Genomic DNA, 16,992 nt, shown 5'->3' on the forward strand with positions numbered 1-16,992 from the left:
CGGTTGCGCCGGTTGCCGGGCAGGTGCCGGATGCCGGGGGAGTCCCTGGGACCGAGGGTGCTGTGGACGCTGGGCCGTTGCCGGGCGCCGTGGCTGGGCCGGTTGCCGCGCAGGTGCCGGATGCCGGGGTAGTCCCCGGGCCCGAGGGTGTCGTCGGTGTGGCGCAGATGTCCGACGCCGTGGCTGTGCCGGGCGACGCGAGTGTCCCGGGTTCCGGGGCGCTCCCGGAGGCCGTGGACGCGAGCGTGCCCGAGGGCGACGGCGGCCAGGTCGCCGCGCACACGCCGTACGTGGATGTGGCGCAGGCCGGAGACGGTTCGGCGGCGGCGGCGGCGGTGGTGGTGCCCGGCCCGGAAGAGGGGGCAGTTCCCTCGGCCGGTCCGGTCGGCGTGCCCGTTGGAGCCGAGCAGACGGCAGGCCTCGTTCCCGGCGGAGAGGAATCGGCGGTGGGTGTCGCGCCTGCCGACGGGACGGACCATGCGGTCGGACTGATTCCGGGTGCCGTGGACGTCACGGGCGCTGACCAGGTTCCGGGTGCCGTCGACGTGGCGGATGGCGCCCAAGCCCCGGAGGCCGTGACGCCCTTTGACGCCGAGCAGATCCCGGGTGCCGTGCCGGTGCCCGCACCGGAGGCTGACCAGACGGCTGAGGCACCCGAGCTTCAGCCGGTACCGGTGTCCGACGCGCCCTCTGCTGAAGCGGACCAGGTCGTAGAACCCGCCGCCATCGCAGCCGCTGTCGCCGAGCCCGAGCCCGTACCGGCACCGGTCTCCCCGGACCCCGAGCCCGCCCAGATCGCCGACCCCGGAATGGCCGTAGCCGAGGCCGCAGTCCCGCTGCCCGCGCAGCCCGACGAAACCGTCGTACCGGAAGCCCTGCCGGCCACCGAAGCCACCACCCCCACTCCCGCCCCGGAGATCCCCGAAGCCGTGCCGTTCCCCGAGTCCGCCGACGCGGAGCAGCCGCCGCACCTCACGGACACCGAGGCCGCCGCGCAGCCGGAGATCGCCCCGGCCGACCTCCCCCTCGCGGCCGCCCCGCAGGAGCAGCCGACCGAGCAGCCGCCCCTCGTCGACGCCGCGCAACTCCCCGTGGCCCCCGACGCACCTCACCCGGCGCCCGTTCCGCTGACCGCCCCGGCCACCGCCCCCGGCGAGCACCTCCACGCCACCCCGGCAGCCGCCCCCGCTCCCGCCACCGCACAGGCAGGCCAAGTGGACCAGGCCGACCAGGTGGACCAAGCCGCCCCGGCCCCCACCCCGTCACTGATCTCCGAACCCGCAGGCCCCCAAGTCCTGTTCGTGGACCACGCACCCCCGGCCGCCGAGCCCCCCGTGGGCCAGTTCGTCCCGGTGGAGGGCTCGGTCCCGACCACCCCCCATCTCGCCCCGACCCCGCCGCAGCCACTCGTCCTCCCTCCGGAGGAGCACCCCGCGGTCCCCGCACCGCGCGACGGCGACCCCGAACTCGTACAGCACGCCGACGACCTGGACACCCGGGGCGCGGATCAGGAAGAAAGCACGGCCCCCGTGGAAGAAGTACGTCAGTCCACCGGCCCGGCCGCGCCCGCCTACGACGACGCCGAGCGCGAGGCCGTCCTCAAGGTCATGCGCGAACGCCGAGACATCCGCAACGGCTTCCGCAGCGACCCCATCCCGCACGAGGTGCTGCTCCGCGTCCTGGAGGCGGCCCACACGGCCCCCTCCGTCGGCCACTCCCAGCCCTGGGACTTCGTGGTCATCCGCTCCGCCGAGACCCGCCGCACGATGCACGAACTGGCGATGCGCCAGCGCGACGCGTACGCGAAGTCCCTCCCCAAGGGCCGGGCGAAGCAGTTCAAGGAACTGAAGATCGAGGCGATCCTCGACACCCCGGTGAACATCGTCGTCACCGCCGACCCGACCCGCGGCGGCCGCCACACCCTCGGCCGGCACACCCAGCCGCAGATGGCCCCGTACTCCTCCGCGCTCGCCGTCGAGAACCTCTGGCTCGCCGCCCGCGCCGAAGGCCTCGGCGTCGGCTGGGTCAGCTTCTTCGACGAGCGCGAGATGGTCCGCTCGCTCGGCCTGCCCGAGCACCTGGAGGTCGTCGCCTACCTCTGCGTCGGCTACGTCGACGAGTTCCCGGACGAGCCCGAGCTGATGCAGGCGGGCTGGTCCAAGCGCCGCCCGCTGTCGTGGGTCGTGCACGAGGAGACGTACGGCCGTCGCGCGCTGCCCGGCGAGGAGCCGCACGACCTGCTCGCCGAGACCGTCGCCCAGATCCGCCCGCTGGACGCCAAGGCGCTCGGCGAGGCCTGGGAACGCCAGAAGCGCATGACCAAGCCGGCCGGCGCGCTCGGCATGCTGGAGATCATCTCCGCCCAGCTGTCCGGCCTGTCCCGCCAGTGCCCGCCCCCGATCCCGGAGCCCGCGGCGGTCGCCATCTTCGCGGGCGACCACGGCGTCCATGCCCAGGGCGTCACCCCCTGGCCCCAGGAGGTGACGGCCCAGATGGTCGCCAACTTCCTCGGCGGCGGCGCGGTCTGCAACGCGTTCGCGGGCCAGGTGGGCGCGGAGGTCTGCGTGGTCGACGTAGGCGTCGCGGCGGACCTCCCCGCCACCCCCGGCCTCCTGCCCCGCAAGATCCGGGCGGGCACGTCCGACATGACCACCGGCCCCGCGATGACCCGCGAGGAGGCCAAGCAGGCCATCGAGGTCGGCATCGAGACGGCCCGCGACCTGGTGGCGGCAGGCAACAAGGCCCTGCTCACGGGCGAGATGGGCATCGCCAACACCACGGCGTCGGCGGCCCTGATCTCGGTCTTCACGGACACCGACCCGGCCGAGGTGACGGGCCGGGGCACCGGCATCAACGACGAGACCCTCGCCCGCAAGACCGAGGTCGTCCGCCGCGCCATCGAGGTCCACCAGCCCGACCCGGCCGACCCCATCGGCGTACTCGCCGCGATCGGCGGCTTCGAACACGCGGCGATGGTCGGCCTCCTCCTCGGCGGCGCGTCCTTGCGCACCCCGGTCATCCTGGACGGCGTCAGCGCGGGCGCGGCAGCCCTGGTCGCCCGCGCCATCGCCCCCGAGGTCCTGGCCGCCTGCATCGCGGGCCACCGCAGCGCCGAGCCGGGCCACGTGGCCGCCCTCAACAAGCTCGGCCTGCGCCCCCTGGTGGACCTCGACCTCCGCCTCGGCGAGGGCACAGGCGCCCTCCTGGCCCTCCCTCTCGTCCAGAGCACGGCACGAGCTATGCACGAGGTGGCGACGTTCGACTCGGCGGGGGTAACCGAGAAGTAGGGCACAGAGAGGTGCCCGGAACGGCGACCCTGCCGCTCCGGGCGTTTCTGTGCGCACGGCGCAGAGGCCGACGGGCACTTGTCGACGTGCCGCGCCTGAGCTCCGTCCGTGGGTCTGTGGGCAGTCGTTCCGCAGGGCGGAACGGGTGGGCACGGACCCACGCACCCGCACCCGGCCACCCTGCCCAGCCACCGGACACCGAAGCCGCCACACCTCGCCGCCCAGTAAAATCTGCACGTCAGGGCCCCCGCCAAGCCCCCAGAGGAGCCGCACCCTCATGGCCGAAAACCCCGCCTACCCCGTAGGCCTCCGCCTCACCGGCCGCAAGGTCGTCGTCCTCGGCGGCGGCCAGGTCGCCCAGCGCCGCCTCCCGGCCCTGATCGCAGCGGGCGCGGACATCCTCCTCGTCTCCCCGGAGGCAACCCCCTCGGTGGAGGCGATGGCGGACGCGGGCGAACTCACCTGGCAGAAGCGGCCGTACGCGGAGGGCGACCTGGCAGACGCCTGGTACGCCCTGATCGCCACCGGCGACAAGGAGGCGAACACCCGGGCCTCCGCCGAGGCCGAGCAGCACCGCGTTTGGTGCGTCCGCTCCGACGACGCGGACCAGGCGACGGCCTGGACCCCGGCCACCGGCCACAGCGAGGGCGTCACCGTCGCCGTACTCACCACGAACGCGAAGGGTCGCGACCCCCGCCACACCGCGGCCATCCGAGACGCGGTCGTCGAAGGCCTCCGCGACGGCACCCTCGTCGCCCCCCACCACCGCACCCGCACCCCCGGCGTAGCCCTCGTCGGCGGCGGCCCGGGCGACCCCGACCTGATCACGGTCCGCGGCCGCCGCCTCCTCGCCGAGGCCGACGTCGTCATCGCCGACCGCCTCGGCCCGCGCGACCTCCTCGCCGAACTCCCGCCGCACGTCGAGGTGATCGACGCGGCGAAGATCCCGTACGGCCGTTTCATGGCCCAGGAAGCCATCAACAACGCCCTGATCGAACACGCCAAGCAGGGCAAGTCCGTCGTACGACTCAAGGGCGGCGACCCCTACGTCTTCGGCCGCGGCATGGAGGAACTCCACGCCCTCGCCGAGGCCGGCATCCCCTGCACCGTCGTCCCCGGCATCTCCAGCTCGATCTCGGTCCCGGGCGCGGCCGGCATCCCGGTCACCCACCGCGGAGTCGCACACGAGTTCACGGTGGTCAGCGGCCATGTCGCCCCTGACGACGAGCGCTCCCTGGTCGACTGGCCCTCGCTCGCCAAGCTCACCGGCACCCTGGTGATCCTCATGGGCGTCGACAAGATCGGCAAGATCGCCGAGACGCTGGTCGCCCACGGCAAGCCGGCGGACACCCCGGTCGCCCTCGTCCAGGAGGGCACCACGGCCGCCCAGCGCCGCGTCGACGCCACCCTCGCGACGGTCGGCGAGACGGTCGTACGCGAGGACGTGAAGCCCCCGGCGGTGATCGTCATCGGCGAGGTCGTCACCGTAGGCCCGCAGGGGTCCGCGTAACCCCGGGTAACCCAACTCGTACCCAGCCGTTGGCACCGCACCCAGAGCAAGGCAGTATCACCCTGTGGCCGATCTCATCACCGTCGAGGACCCCGACGACCCGCGCCTGCGCGACTACACAGGCCTGACCGACGTAGAGCTGCGCCGCAAGCGAGAACCGGCCGAGGGCCTGTTCATCGCCGAGGGCGAGAAGGTCATCAGAAGGGCCAAGGACGCCGGGTACGAGATGCGTTCGATGCTGCTCTCCGCCAAGTGGGTCGACGTCATGCGCGACGTCATCGACGAGCTCCCGGCCCCGGTCTACGCCGTCAGCCCGGAGCTCGCCGAGCGCGTCACCGGCTACCACGTGCACCGCGGCGCGCTCGCGTCGATGCAGCGCAAACCGCTCCCCACGGCCACCGACCTCCTCCATACCGCCCGCCGCGTGGTGGTCATGGAGTCGGTCAACGACCACACCAACATCGGCGCGATCTTCCGCTCGGCGGCGGCCCTCGGGATGGACGCCGTGCTGCTGTCGCCCGACTGCGCGGACCCGCTCTACCGCCGCAGCGTGAAGGTCTCGATGGGCGCGGTCTTCTCCGTCCCCTACGCCCGACTCGACAGCTGGCCCAAGAGCCTGGAGTCGGTCCGCGAGGCGGGCTTCTCCCTCCTCGCCCTCACCCCGGACGAGAAGGCCAAGACCCTCGACGAGGCCGCCCCGCACAAGATGGACCGGGTCGCCCTGATGCTCGGCGCGGAGGGCGACGGCCTCTCCACCCAGGCCCTGGTCGCCGCCGACGAATGGGTCCGCATCCCCATGGCCCACGGCGTCGACTCCCTGAACGTCGGCGCGGCCGCCGCGGTCGCCTTCTACGCGGTGGCCACGGGCCGCCCCGAACTCTAGGAACCCGATGCCCCAGGGCGAGGCGATCGTCGCGGTCCTCCTGCGAGCCGACCGACTCCTGGTCGTCCGCCGCGGCCCCACCATCTCCCGCCCCGGCTACTGGCAGCCCCTCAGCGGCCGCATCGAACCGGGGGAGACCCAGCGCGACGCACTCCTCCGCGAGGTCCAGGAGGAGGTCGGCCTCACCGTCGTACCCCTGGCGAAGGTCTGGGAGTCGGAGACCGACGACGGCCGCTTCCGCCTCCACTGGTGGACCGCCCGCGCCGACGACGGCGAGGTGGTTCCGGACCCGGTGGAGGTCGCCGAGGCCCGCTGGATCACCCCGCAGGAGTTCCCCACCCTCACCCCGATCTTCGAGGGCGACCTGGAGTTCTTCGACAGCATCCTGCCGACGATCCAGCCGTACGACCTCTAGTCGTTCGCTCCATCCGAGGCCGGCAGATGAACCCGCTCATGGCGTACGACATCACGGTCGCCGTCGAGCCCCCGGGCCGGACCCTGGCATCCCTGAGCCGCCGCGATACCGAGCGCCACCAGCAGCGTCACCACCACGAACACGAACAGCCGCTGCCGCAGCAGCCGCGGATTGGCGGGCCGCCGGCCCGTCCCCGTGGTCCGCGGCCCCGGACGCCCCGTACCGCTGCGCGGCGCCGGACGGTTGCCGGAACGTGTGGTGTTCCGCGAGGCGGGCGTGGGCCGGGCCCCGTTCCGTGAGGGGGGCGTGCCGCCGCCCCGGGACGGAGTCCCGTTCCGCGACGGCGCGGTCCCGCGCGGGGCCGTCCCACGGGGCGGGGGAGTGCGCTGGGTGGGCCCGGGCGGCGGCCCCTGCGGACGCCGCTGCACCCGCTGCTGCTCCGGATAACTCGGCTCGGCGAGCCGTCCCGTGGGCCGGTCACCGTCACCCGTACGCGGCGAGGGCGGCCGTACGTCCGCCAGCCCCTGCGCCTCCCGCGCGGCGATCTCCTTGAGCCGCAACGACAGTTGGAGCGTGCTCGGCCGTTCCTCGGGATCCTTGGCGAGACAGGCCCGCACGAGCGGAGCCAGCGCGTCCGGCACCCCGTGCAGCTGCGCCTCCTCGTGCACCACGCGGTACAGCATCACCTCGGAACTGCCGTGCCCGAAGGGCGAGTCGCCCATGGAGGCGTACGCCAGGGTGGCGCCGAGGGAGAACACATCGGTGGCAGGAGTGACGGCGGCCCCCCGCACCTGCTCGGGCGCGAGGAAACCGGGCGAGCCCACGGCCGTACCCACGTGCGTGAGGGTGGAGGCCCCCGTCGCCCAGGCGATGCCGAAGTCGATGATCCTCGGCCCCTTCGGGGACAGCAGGATGTTGGACGGCTTGAGATCCCGGTGCACGACCCCCGCCTCGTGCACGGCGACCAGCCCCTCCGACAGGGCGGCCCCGATGGCGGCGACCTCGGCCGCGACCAACGACCCCTCGTCGGCGACCTTGTCGTGCAGCGAGGGCCCGGGCACGTACTGCGTGGCGAACCACGGCCGCTCCGCGTCGAGATCGGCGGCGACGAGCCGAGCCGTACAGCCACCCCTGATCCGCCGGGCCGCCGAGACCTCACGCGCGAACCGCGAACGGAACTCCTGATCCTCCGCCAGATCGGGCCGGATCACCTTCAGCGCGACCCGCTGCCCCTTCTTGTCGGAGCCCAGGTAGACGACGCCCATCCCGCCCGCGCCGAGCCGTCTGTGAAGCCTGAACGAGCCGACGACGCGCGGGTCCTCGCGCCTCAGGCGCATCATCGCCATGTTCATCCCCGCTGCCCGGTCCGTGTGACGAGCGACAGCTTACGTTTCCACGGCCGTCCGCGCGCAGAGGCCGCGCCCTCTCGTCCCGATGGATTGTCAGTGCCGGGTGGGAGAATTGAGGGGTGGTCAGGGAGCTTGGGAACAGGGCGCCCTTGCTCTGTCCGTGATCCCAACCACCCGTCGCAGAAGGGGGATTGAACCCGTGAAGGGTGATCGCGTGGAGATAGTCGTGGACGCAGGGGACACGACGCGCACATACGAGGTGGTGGCGAGCAGGGCGGGCCGCCGGGTGGAGACAGCGGTACGCCGAGGTGTCGTGGAAGTGAGCGAAGTCACCCGCAGCGGCTCGGTGGTCCGCACGGCCCGTTTCATGGCGACCAGGGTCCTGGCGCTGGTCGAGCAGCCGGTGCCCCGCGAGGACGGCTCGGAGAAAGCAGGACAGTCCGGGCAGCCCCTCCGGGATGACCCGGAGACCTAGGTCCTCGTCTCCACCCAGGGGAGTACTCCGCAGGTCATGGCTCATCCTCCGGGAGGCCCGCCAATCGGTACGAGGGCATGACGTGCGGCGCGGGCCGGACGCCTAGATTTGAGGTCAAGCGGCGGGTGCAGCACTCGTCCCCCGAGGTCAGACACCCGCCGCTGCCAAAGACAACGCAGACGGTCAGGAGAGGGACCATGGCACTGACGGCACCGCGGACACTGATCCGCACCCAGGAGCGCACCGCGCTCCGCCCCCGCCGCACAGGCCGTCGCCACCCCTTGGTGGCGACACTCATGGCCCTTCCTCTGGCGGCCCTGCTCTTCTTCGTCTTCGACGGCTGGGAGACAGTGGCCACACAGGCGTCGTCCGTGGGCGTGATGCTGGGGCGCTGAGCGGCGACCCCAGGCCCGGAAGAGCGGTCCGGGCGGGGACATCCACCCATGAAACCCCGTGGGGACGGGGGTGCGGCGGACGGCACAAATGCCGGCGCAGCTGGGGAGCTGCGCCGGCATTGCTGTGCCCGGAACCCGGTTGCCGTGCCCGGACCGGCGGGGCTGTGCCCGGTACCGGTACGGGGGTCTGTCTCGATCCTCCTGGCCGTACCCTCACGACCAGACCCGCACCGCCGCCCAGGGAGCCAGCCCCGTGACCGCCACCCCCTTGCTCTCCGAGCTCACCGCCCGAGTCAAGGCCAGGGCCCACTCCCACACCGCCGCCTGCCCGTGCAGCGCGCGTGTCCTCGCCGACCGCCCCGACGCCACGGTCGTCCGGCACGCCGACACCGTCGCCAAGGCCCATGCCCCGGACACGGCCCCCGCCGAGCTGATCTCCCGCCTCACCACGGCCTCCGGCCTCCCCGGCGTCCTCCTCGCCCCGCTCAGCCCGGCGCCGGTCGACCTGCACGGCCGCCTCGTCACCTTCTGGCCGTACGGCACCCCGGTGGACCCCGACGACCCGGACGCGGCCCCGTGGGAGGCGGCGGCGACCCTGCTCGCCCGCCTCCACCGCACTCCGGCCCCGCCCGGCACGCCCCCGATGCGCGGCCCCGCCAAGTCCGCCCAGGCCATCGCCCGCCTCCGCGCCACCACCGCCGACGAGACCCTCGTACGCCCCGTCCTCGCCGCCTGGTCCGCCCTGCCGGCCTGGGCCCGCGCCGAGACCCCCATGCCGGACACCGCCACGCTGTGCCACGGCGACCTCCACCTCGGCCAGCTCGTCCGCCACCCCGGCCCGGACGGTCCCTGGCGGCTCATCGACGTCGACGACCTCGGCACCGGCGTCCCCGCCTGGGACCTGGCCCGCCCCGCCGCCTGGTACGCCTGCGGCCTCCTCCCGCCCGACGAATGGGCCCGCTTCCTCACCGCCTACCGAGCCGCGGGCGGCCCGGCCGTCCCGGCGGACGGAGACCCCTGGCCCGCCCTGGACGTCCCGGCCCGCGCCCTCACCGTGCAGACCGCCGCCCGCGCCCTCGCCAAGGCCGCCGCGGCGGACCGCCCGCTGGACGAGATCGAGCGGCTCGTCGTCGACGCCTGTGCCCGAATGGGTTCCGCCCCACCCGAGTTGACCCGCACCGACGCGAAGTAGGGTGCAACCGACCGGAGCCGGACAGTGTCTGTCCTGGCGTAACGCGAAGCAGGACCAACCGGCGAGGAGTTGAGCCGACGATGCAGTGTCCGAAGTGTCACGCACAAATGCATACGTACAACCGCAACGGTGTTCAGATCGAGCAGTGCAGTGGCTGCCGGGGGATCTTCCTCGACTACGGCGAGCTGGAGGCGCTGACCCGGGTGGAGTCCCAGTGGTCCCAGCCCGCCCCGCCGCCCCCGCCCGCCCCGCAGGCCTACCCCGCGCCCGCGGCCCCCGCCTGGGGCGCCCCGCAGCACGGCGGTCACCACGGCGGCCACTACGGCCACAAGCGGCACAAGAGCTTCGGCCACATGCTGTTCTCCAGCTGACCGCTGACGGGACACGAAGAAGCCCCCGGCACAAGGCCGGGGGCTTCGGTGTGTGGACGATACTGGGATTGAACCAGTGACCTCTTCCGTGTCAGGGAAGCGCTCTCCCGCTGAGCTAATCGTCCAGGTCAGCCACCTCGTGAGAGAGGCTGTGTGCGCGATACTGGGATTGAACCAGTGACCTCTTCCGTGTCAGGGAAGCGCTCTCCCGCTGAGCTAATCGCGCGGGTTCGGATCTCGCCGTACGAGCTGGAAGATCCAGTGGACGATACTGGGATTGAACCAGTGACCTCTTCCGTGTCAGGGAAGCGCTCTCCCGCTGAGCTAATCGTCCTTGGAGGTGGAGACGGGATTTGAACCCGTGTAGACGGCTTTGCAGGCCGTTGCCTCGCCTCTCGGCCACTCCACCAGGAGTGTAGGGGTTCGGGAAGATCCCCTTGCTCTTTCGAGCGAACGACGAGGTTCGAACTCGCGACCTCAACCTTGGCAAGGTTGCGCTCTACCAACTGAGCTACGTTCGCCTGTCTTTCCGTTCGGCTTGCGCGTCCCGGCGACGTGTTGAACTCTAGCGGATTCCGGGGCCAGTACAAAAACGCGTTTGTGCAGCGTGCTGCGGTGCACCCGCGCACGCACCTGGTCAGGGGCTCCTCAGGGACACGGCCAGGTCACCCGCGGGACACCCGCCATAGACTCGACGCGTGCTCGACCTCGCTCCTCTCGCTCGCTTCGGTGACCGTGTCGCCACCGGTCTCCTCGACGTCACCAGCGACCCGGCCGCCCTGGACTCCCACGGCTTCTGGGCGGTCTGCGCCGACTTCGAGGGCCGTCTGACCTGCGCCCGCTTCCGGGACGTACGACAGCAGCCGGTGCCCGCCCCGGTGCCGGGGGCCTGGCACGGCCCGGCGGCCGGCGACTGGACGTCCTCCCTCGACCGCGCCGGGTACACGGCGGGCGTCCGCCGCATCCGCGAGCACATCGCGGCCGGCGAGGTCTACCAGGCCAACCTCTGCCGGGTGCTGACCGCGCCCGTCGCCCCCGACGCCGACGTGGACGCCCTGACCGCCCTGCTGGCCCTCGGCAACCCGGCGCCGTACGCAGGAACGATCCGGCTGCCGGGGCACGGCGTGGAGATAGCCACCGCCTCGCCCGAGCTGTTCCTGCGCCGCGACGGACGGGTCGTCGAGTCCGGGCCGATCAAGGGCACCGGGCGCACCGAGGCGGACCTCCTGGAGAAGGACTACGCCGAGAACGTGATGATCGTGGACCTCGTCCGCAACGACATCGGCCAGGTCTGCGCGACCGGCAGCGTGAGCGTCCCCGACCTGTGCGCCGTGGAGAAGCACCCCGGGCTCGTGCACCTCGTCTCGACGGTCCGCGGCGAACTGCGCGACGGCGCCGGCTGGACCGAGCTGCTCGACGCCGCCTTCCCGCCCGGCTCCGTCACCGGCGCCCCCAAGTCCAGCGCCCTGCGGATCATCGACGCCCTGGAGACGGCACCCCGCGGCCCGTACTGCGGGGGCATCGGCTGGGTCGACGCCGACCGGGGCACCGGCGAGCTGGCCGTCGGCATCCGCACCTTCTGGATCGACCGCGCCGAGGGGGTCCTGAGATTCGGCACCGGCGCGGGCATCACCTGGGGTTCCGACCCCGAGGGGGAGTGGCGGGAGACCGAGCTGAAGGCGGCCCGGCTGCTCGCGGTAGCGTCGGGAACGTACGAGGTGAACGAGAGGGACTTGACGTGAAGATCTGGCTCGACGGCGGGCTCCAGGACATCGAGTCCGCCCGTGTCTCCGTCTTCGACCACGGGCTGACCGTGGGCGACGGCATCTTCGAGACCGTGAAGGCGGTGGACGGCGAGCCGTTCGCGCTCACCCGGCACCTCGACCGGCTGACCCGCTCCGCGCGCGGTCTCGGCCTGCCCGACCCGGACCTCGACGAGGTGCGCCGGGGCTGCGCCGCCGTACTGGAGGCCAACCCCATGCCGCTCGGGCGGCTGCGCATCACCTACACCGGCGGTCACGGCCCCCTCGGCTCCGACCGCGGCGAGCACGGCCCGACCCTGGTCGTCGCCCTCGGCGGGACCACCCGCCGCCCCGACTCCACGGCCGTGATCACGGTCCCCTGGACCCGCAACGAACGCGGCGCGATCACCGGCCTCAAGACCACCTCGTACGCCGAGAACGTCGTGGCGCTCGCACGCGCGCGTGAGCACGGCGCGTCCGAGGCGCTGTTCGCCAACACGGTCGGGCAGCTCTGCGAGGGCACCGGGTCGAACGTCTTCGTCGTCCTCGACGGCGAGATCCACACCCCGCCGGTCGCCTCCGGCTGTCTCGCGGGCATCACGCGCGCGTTGACCGTCGAATGGACCGGCGCCAAGGAGACCGATCTGCCGCTGGACGTCCTGGAGCGGGCCGACGAGATCTTCCTCACCTCCACCCTGCGTGACGTCCAGGCCGTCCACCGCGTCGACGAACGCGAACTGCCCGGCGCCCCCGGCCCGGTCACGGCGAAGGCCATGCGGATCTTCGACGAGCGCTCGGGCGACGACCTGGACCCGTGAGGGGCCGAATAAATTGGGCTGACTCGAAGGTCCACGACGGGTAGAACACCCCTGATGACCACGACCCTGCGGCCGACCGAGCCGCTTCAGCACAACGCCGACGGGACGCGCTCTCGCCACTACCAGGTGTGCGTCAACAGCCGTCCCGTCGGCGCGATACACCTCGGCACGTCACCCGCCTTCGGTGACTCGGTGGCCCGCATCCACGACCTGCGCATCGAGGAACCCGACCGGCGCCGCGGCCGGGCCACGGTGGCCGCGCTCGCCGCCGAGGAGGTTGCGCGGAGCTGGCGCTGCCGGGAGATCGAGGCCGGCGTACCGGCGAACGCCGAGGCGGCCCTGGGGCTCGTCAAGGTCCTGGGGTACGTCCTGCGCAACCGCGGCATGGAGAAGCGGCTCGGCGACACCCCGCCCGAGCTGCCCGCCGGCAGTGCGGCCCGCCCCATGACGCAGGCCGAGTTCGACGTGTGGCTGGCGCGCGGGACGGAGGACTACGCGCGTACCTGGATGGCACGGGGCGTGCCGGAGCCCGAGGCGCGCGCCAAGTCGCAGCGCGATCACGAACAGCTCGTGGAGCACGGCCTCGCCACCGAGGACATGCGGTTCAGCGTCCTTGAGCACGACGGCACGCGCGTGGGCGTCCTGTGGCTCGCCCTGCGCGACGGCACCCCCTTCGTCTACGACGTCGAGGCCGACGAGGCCCACCGCGGCCGGGGCCACGGCCGCACCCTCATGCTCCTGGCGGAGACCCAGGCGCACGCCCTGGGCAAGCGCACCCTGGGCCTCAACGTGTTCGCGGGCAACACCCCGGCCGAACGGCTCTACGAGTCACTCGGCTACGAGACGACGCGGTACGCCTTCTACAAGCCGCTGCTGTAGCCGCCGAGGCCGACCACCCCGGTGGTACGACGGCTCAGGCGCCCTGCTCGCCGAGCAGCCGGTCCACGATCGTCTCGATACGCTCGCGCAGCCCTGCCTGGCTCTTGCCGCCGTCGAGGCGTTCACCGTCGACGACATACGTCGGGGTGCCGGTGACACCGATCGCCTTGCCCTCGGCCTGGTCGGCGTCCACGATCAGGATGTGCCGGCCGTCGATCAGCGCGGTGTCGAACTCCTCGGCGTCGAGCCCCAGTTCGCCGGCCACCTCGACCAGGAAGGGTTCGCCCTTACGGCTCAGGTCCTCGACCCGCGCCAGCAGGGCCTCGACGTAGTCCCAGCCCCGGCCCTGCTCCGCGGCCTCCTCGGCGGCCTGCGCGGCGGCGAAGGCGTGCTTGTTCTTCTCCAGCGGGAAGTGCCGCAGCCGCAGCTCCAGCCGGTCGCCGTACCGCGCGCGCAGGGCCCGGACGTCCTCCAGGGCGGTCCGGCAGTCCGGGCACTGGAGATCGCACCAGACGTCGAGCACGGGGACAGCGGGGCGCACGGGGGAGGAGTCGCTCATGCCCCCAGTCTCCCAGCCCGGCCCCGGACGACCCAATCCGCCCCGGTACGCCTCAGGGACGCACCCCCGGACCGGCACTTCCGGAGGAGCCGACCCGGAGATGTCCCTGATGTCCCGCCGGGGCATGGCCCCACGGGGTTCGGGCGGTGCAGGATGGAAGGGACGAACTGCCCGAGCGAGCCCTGCCCTGGAGGACCGGATGATTGCCGAGACCGTCTGTTCCGCCGTCGCCGCGGCCGGCCTGGGCATCGCGGCGGTCACGGCGTACCGCAAACGCTTCCTCGCGGCCGCCCGCCTCGCCGCGTACTCCCTTGTCCCGCTCGGTCTGGTGATGACCGGCGTCGTCGACTGGGTGGCGGACACCGCGTTCAGCCCGACGGCCTGGGCCGGCTTCATCGTGCTCGGCGCCTCCTGGCTGCTGTTCGCGAGCACGCGCGCGGTGGAGCGCCGGCGCGGTGGCACCCGCAAGGAGCGCAAGGTGGCCCGGGCCGCTCAGACCGAGGCGGTCGCACCGGCGGCCTCGGCACCCTCCCTGGGCCCGGCCGCCCGACCGGCGAACCGCCCGGCGGCGGCACCCCGCTCCGGCGCCGGAGCCGGTTCGGGTGAGGATTTCAGCGACATCGAGGCCATCCTGAAGAAGCACGGCATATGACGGGTGCAGGCGGACTGAAACGACACAGTCGGCCCGCGTAGCGCCCCAAGGTCGTCCACGCTCCGCACCGGCTGTCACGGGATCCGGCGAACTACCCGTACTTTCCTGGCGTGTTGGTCCCCGGAGGGGTCCAGTCTGCGTCATCATCGCCCGCGAGATGCTGGACACGACACAGAGCGACACCGCGCCGCCGCAGGACGAGCCGCGCGGGTGCCTTTTCGCCCTTTCCCAGCCACCGCTGATGATCTTCCTTGCGGTGATCGGGTGTCTGCTGCTCATGGCTGCGCTGCACGATCTGCTGCTGCTCTGAGCCGTACCCGCGGTACCCGGCGCCACCCGCCGGGTACCGCGTCGACACCCCTACGAGGCCGCTCAGCCCGCCGCCTCCTTGCGGCGTGCCCGGTACGCGGCCACATGCAGCCGGTTCCCGCAGGTACGGCTGTCGCAGTAGCGCCGCGACCGGTTGCGGGAGAGGTCGACGAAGGCGCGCCGGCAGTCGGGGGCCTCGCAGCGCCGCAGCCGCTCCTGCTCCCCGGCGACCACGAAGAAGGCCAGCGCCATCCCGCAGTCCGCCGCCAGGTGGTCGGCGACGGAGGCACCGGGCGCGAAGTAGTGCACATGCCAGTCGTAGCCGTCGTGGTCGGTGAGCCGGGGCGTGGTGCCGGCGGCCGCCACCAGTTCGTTGATCAGCGCGGCCGCGGCCCTGGCGTCCGGCGCCGAGAAGATCGCCGCGAACCGCCCGCGGACCTTGCGCACCGCCGAGAGGTCGAACTCCGAGAGCACCCCGACATCACTGATTTCGTGCTTTCGTACGAATTCCTCGAGCGTGGCGAGGTCGGGCAGCGCGTCCGGGGTCGTGGTGTCCTCCGGGGCGGTGTTCACCAGATCCACCACGGCATCTAGGGCACACCGGGTGTCATGGGTGATCAGCACGTTTCGCTCCCTGGCCTGGGGGGTCGGGCGGGCGCCCGCCGATGCTGGCCGATGGTAGTGGCTTCCCGTGCGCGCGTACCGGCCCCGACTGTCGTGAACCCCACACGCAGCCGGCGCCGCCCCGCGGAAATCCGCGGCGACGGCGCCGGTGTGCGTACCCATATGCGGTTGTTATGCGGTTGTCCTGGCCCGAGCCGTCACCCCGAGTCGACGGCGCCGGGCGGCTTGGTGGGGCCTCGCCCTAGCTTTCCGCCAGGATGTGCGAGAGCTCCTGATCGAGGTCGAAGTGGCGGTGCTCCGTGCCGGGGGGCACGGCGGCGTCCGTCCGCTTCAGGAACGACTCCAGGGCCCGGGCCGGGGCCTCGAGCAGTGCTTCGCCCTCCGGGGAGCTCAGGGCGATGCACACGACGCCCTGACCGTGACTGCGCGACGGCCAGACTCGGACGTCGCCGGTGCCGGTGGGCCGGTGGAGGCCCTCCGCGAGGAGGTCGCGGGCGAACACCCACTCGACGGTCTCCTCGGCTCCGGTGTGGAAGGTGGCGTGCACGGCGTAGGGGTCGGCCGTGTCGTACCGCAGGCCTGCGGGGACAGGCAGGGATGACTCGCTCGACACAACGAGGCGCAGGTGCAGCTCGCAGCTGACCGTGGTGTTCATAAGCGCCAGGGCCTTTCGCTCAGTGTGCGCTCGGGGATTCGCACGTCGGCGAAATCGACATGCCACCTACGGTGCCGTTGTAAACCCCTCTGAGTGTTTTGCGTGCCTTTACGTAACTCTTCCGGCCGAGACCCTGTTCGCGAGCTACCTCCATTCCGGTGACTGGTTTCCCTCGGGTAAAGTTTGGCCCTATGAATACGGGGAGTGACCAGCAGGGTGAGGCCGCCGTGAGCGCGGACGAGAGCGGTACGGACGGGGCGAAGAGCGAGCAGCCGCTCGGCTCCAGGGCGCCGGAGTTCATCAAGGCGCGCCGCATGCTCCACCTGAGCTGGCAGGTCGGGATCTTCATCATCGGGCTCGCGGTCGTGGTCGTGGGCATCATCATGCTTCCGCTGCCGGGACCCGGCTGGGTCGTGATCTTCGGCGGCATGGCGATCTGGGCGACCGAGTTCGTCTGGGCCCAGCTCGTGCTGCGCTGGACCAAGCGCAAGGTGACCGAGGCGGCCCAGAAGGCGCTCGATCCCAAGGTGCGCCGACGGAACATCATCCTGACGTCGATCGGCCTGGTGATCGTGGCCGCGCTCGTCGGTGTCTACCTCTACAAGTTCGGCTTCGAGATGCCCTGGAACATCAAGGACCAGTGACCACGGGCCGTGCGGGGGTGCTCAGGCACCCCCTGACATGGGGTAATGTTCTTCCTGCGTCCGGGCGATTAGCTCAGTGGGAGAGCGCTTCGTTCACACCGAAGAGGTCACTGGTTCGAACCCAGTATCGCCCACCCGGACCGACGGCCCGTCTGCGAGCAGCAGACGGGCCGTCGTCGTTTCCGGCTCCGGGTCCGCCGACGAGTTTCGGCCGGACAACCTCCGGGTGCGAC

The 16,992-nt window shown here is 72.2% G+C and carries 18 protein-coding genes and 6 tRNA genes; 15 read left to right on the forward strand and 9 right to left on the reverse strand.

The genetic code is table 11. The features are described from left to right. Positions 1-23: 23 nt before the first annotated feature. The 4 genes from cobT (at position 24) to ABZ928_RS25325 (ending at position 6,095) form a co-directional block, all read left to right on the forward strand. Positions 24-3,287, forward strand: coding sequence for a nicotinate-nucleotide--dimethylbenzimidazole phosphoribosyltransferase (cobT, locus tag ABZ928_RS25310; protein WP_361523428.1), 3,264 nt, complete (start codon positions 24-26; stop codon positions 3,285-3,287). A 277-nt stretch (positions 3,288-3,564) separates the two neighbouring features. Then, positions 3,565-4,797 (forward strand): uroporphyrinogen-III C-methyltransferase, encoded by a 1,233-nt coding sequence (gene cobA / locus ABZ928_RS25315; RefSeq protein WP_361523126.1) that lies wholly within the window; start codon positions 3,565-3,567, stop codon positions 4,795-4,797. A gap of 64 nt (positions 4,798-4,861) precedes the next feature. Continuing rightward, positions 4,862-5,680, forward strand: a complete 819-nt coding sequence (locus ABZ928_RS25320; protein ID WP_361523129.1) for an RNA methyltransferase — start codon at positions 4,862-4,864, stop codon at positions 5,678-5,680. 7 nt (positions 5,681-5,687) lie between these two features. Then, positions 5,688-6,095, forward strand: coding sequence for an NUDIX domain-containing protein (locus ABZ928_RS25325; protein ID WP_361523132.1), 408 nt, complete (start codon positions 5,688-5,690; stop codon positions 6,093-6,095). Here the strand turns inward: ABZ928_RS25325 and ABZ928_RS25330 are convergent. Then, entirely contained in the window at positions 6,092-7,447 is a 1,356-nt protein-coding gene (locus tag ABZ928_RS25330) for a protein kinase (protein WP_361523135.1), read from the reverse strand. The two genes, ABZ928_RS25325 and ABZ928_RS25330, sit on opposite strands and share 4 nt — an antisense overlap. A gap of 196 nt (positions 7,448-7,643) precedes the next feature. Between ABZ928_RS25330 and ABZ928_RS25335 the strand changes: the two genes are divergently transcribed. The 4 genes from ABZ928_RS25335 to ABZ928_RS25350 all read left to right on the forward strand — a co-directional run bounded on the left by ABZ928_RS25335 (position 7,644) and on the right by ABZ928_RS25350 (position 9,877). Continuing rightward, positions 7,644-7,919 carry a hypothetical protein gene (locus tag ABZ928_RS25335; RefSeq protein WP_361523138.1) on the forward strand — a complete coding sequence of 92 codons (276 nt, stop codon included), beginning with the start codon at positions 7,644-7,646 and terminating at the stop codon, positions 7,917-7,919. 197 nt (positions 7,920-8,116) lie between these two features. Then, a complete protein-coding gene (locus ABZ928_RS25340) occupies positions 8,117-8,314 on the forward strand; it encodes a hypothetical protein (protein WP_361523141.1) in 198 nt (65 codons plus the stop codon). 253 nt (positions 8,315-8,567) lie between these two features. Then, entirely contained in the window at positions 8,568-9,506 is a 939-nt protein-coding gene (locus ABZ928_RS25345) for an aminoglycoside phosphotransferase family protein (RefSeq protein WP_361523144.1), read from the forward strand. Positions 9,507-9,586: 80 nt separating this feature from the next. Then, positions 9,587-9,877, forward strand: a complete 291-nt coding sequence (locus ABZ928_RS25350; protein ID WP_361523147.1) for a zf-TFIIB domain-containing protein — start codon at positions 9,587-9,589, stop codon at positions 9,875-9,877. 53 nt (positions 9,878-9,930) lie between these two features. Here ABZ928_RS25350 and ABZ928_RS25355 read toward each other — a convergent pair. The 5 genes from ABZ928_RS25355 to ABZ928_RS25375 all read right to left on the reverse strand — a co-directional run bounded on the left by ABZ928_RS25355 (position 9,931) and on the right by ABZ928_RS25375 (position 10,398). Further along, a tRNA-Val gene (locus ABZ928_RS25355) sits at positions 9,931-10,002 on the reverse strand. A gap of 29 nt (positions 10,003-10,031) precedes the next feature. Then, a tRNA-Val gene (locus ABZ928_RS25360) sits at positions 10,032-10,103 on the reverse strand. A 36-nt stretch (positions 10,104-10,139) separates the two neighbouring features. Further along, positions 10,140-10,211, reverse strand: a tRNA-Val gene (locus ABZ928_RS25365). Between the two features lies 1 nt (position 10,212). After that, positions 10,213-10,286, reverse strand: a tRNA-Cys gene (locus ABZ928_RS25370). A 39-nt stretch (positions 10,287-10,325) separates the two neighbouring features. After that, positions 10,326-10,398: transfer RNA gene (locus ABZ928_RS25375), tRNA-Gly, on the reverse strand. A gap of 177 nt (positions 10,399-10,575) precedes the next feature. Between ABZ928_RS25375 and ABZ928_RS25380 the strand changes: the two genes are divergently transcribed. The 3 genes from ABZ928_RS25380 to ABZ928_RS25390 are packed head-to-tail and all read left to right on the forward strand — an operon-like array spanning position 10,576 to position 13,316. Continuing rightward, entirely contained in the window at positions 10,576-11,619 is a 1,044-nt protein-coding gene (locus ABZ928_RS25380; RefSeq protein ID WP_361523150.1) for a chorismate-binding protein, read from the forward strand. Then, the gene (locus ABZ928_RS25385) at positions 11,616-12,437 is read left to right on the forward strand and encodes an aminodeoxychorismate lyase (protein ID WP_361523152.1); all 822 of its coding nucleotides are present in this window, start codon (positions 11,616-11,618) and stop codon (positions 12,435-12,437) included. Before ABZ928_RS25380 ends, ABZ928_RS25385 begins: the two co-directional genes overlap by 4 nt. Positions 12,438-12,491: 54 nt before the next feature. Beyond that, positions 12,492-13,316, forward strand: coding sequence for a GNAT family N-acetyltransferase (locus ABZ928_RS25390; RefSeq protein ID WP_361523155.1), 825 nt, complete (start codon positions 12,492-12,494; stop codon positions 13,314-13,316). 34 nt (positions 13,317-13,350) lie between these two features. On the opposite strand, the gene ABZ928_RS25395 is transcribed toward ABZ928_RS25390, so the two are convergent. After that, entirely contained in the window at positions 13,351-13,875 is a 525-nt protein-coding gene (locus ABZ928_RS25395; RefSeq protein WP_361523158.1) for a DsbA family protein, read from the reverse strand. Between the two features lie 199 nt (positions 13,876-14,074). Here ABZ928_RS25395 and ABZ928_RS25400 point away from each other — a divergent pair, with 199 nt between their 5' ends. Together ABZ928_RS25400 and ABZ928_RS25405 are read left to right on the forward strand one after the other, a co-directional pair. Continuing rightward, a complete protein-coding gene (locus ABZ928_RS25400) occupies positions 14,075-14,527 on the forward strand; it encodes a hypothetical protein (protein WP_361523161.1) in 453 nt (150 codons plus the stop codon). A gap of 157 nt (positions 14,528-14,684) precedes the next feature. Beyond that, entirely contained in the window at positions 14,685-14,837 is a 153-nt protein-coding gene (locus ABZ928_RS25405; protein WP_170068264.1) for a hypothetical protein, read from the forward strand. Between the two features lie 62 nt (positions 14,838-14,899). Here ABZ928_RS25405 and ABZ928_RS25410 read toward each other — a convergent pair whose 3' ends face one another. Continuing rightward, positions 14,900-15,460 carry a CGNR zinc finger domain-containing protein gene (locus tag ABZ928_RS25410; RefSeq protein WP_361523164.1) on the reverse strand — a complete coding sequence of 187 codons (561 nt, stop codon included), beginning with the start codon at positions 15,458-15,460 and terminating at the stop codon, positions 14,900-14,902. Between the two features lie 241 nt (positions 15,461-15,701). After that, the gene (locus ABZ928_RS25415) at positions 15,702-16,115 is read right to left on the reverse strand and encodes an SsgA family sporulation/cell division regulator (protein WP_004002642.1); all 414 of its coding nucleotides are present in this window, start codon (positions 16,113-16,115) and stop codon (positions 15,702-15,704) included. Between the two features lie 191 nt (positions 16,116-16,306). Between ABZ928_RS25415 and ABZ928_RS25420 the strand changes: the two genes are divergently transcribed. Together ABZ928_RS25420 and ABZ928_RS25425 are read left to right on the forward strand one after the other, a co-directional pair. After that, positions 16,307-16,759 (forward strand): TIGR02611 family protein, encoded by a 453-nt coding sequence (locus ABZ928_RS25420; RefSeq protein WP_361523167.1) that lies wholly within the window; start codon positions 16,307-16,309, stop codon positions 16,757-16,759. A 62-nt stretch (positions 16,760-16,821) separates the two neighbouring features. After that, positions 16,822-16,893: transfer RNA gene (locus ABZ928_RS25425), tRNA-Val, on the forward strand. The last annotated feature ends 99 nt before the right edge of the window (positions 16,894-16,992 follow it).

Source organism: Streptomyces sp. NPDC046909 (assembly GCF_040644695.1).
Taxonomy (GTDB): Bacteria; Actinomycetota; Actinomycetes; order Streptomycetales; family Streptomycetaceae; genus Streptomyces.